Raw genomic sequence first — 248 nt, 5'->3', positions numbered from 1 at the left:
CCAGCGCCGACGGCTGCGCCGGCCGTCCCGCCGGTGCCCCCAGCGATTGTCCCGGTGTTGGTGAAGCTGGCACCTGTGGCACTGAATTGAACGCCCACGCCACCGCTGCCGCCACCACCGCCGGTGTCAGGATACGGGGGGCCACCGTAACTTCCCGACTTGCCGCCGTCGCCGCCACTGCCAGCGGTGATGGTCCCGCTATTGCTGCTGGCGCCGCTGCCGGTGATCACCGCACCGTAGCCGCCTGC

At 71.4% G+C, this 248-nt stretch carries 1 pseudogene; it reads right to left on the bottom strand.

The annotated features are described in order from the left end of the window. Positions 1-248 (bottom strand): annotated as a pseudogene (locus tag CWO89_RS46765) (hypothetical protein); the annotation flags it as partial.

Source organism: Bradyrhizobium sp. Leo170 (assembly GCF_004296405.1).
GTDB lineage: Bacteria > Pseudomonadota > Alphaproteobacteria > Rhizobiales > Xanthobacteraceae > Bradyrhizobium.
Note: the sequence above shows the minus strand (reverse complement) of the source record. Positions and strands in the feature narration are given on the sequence as shown.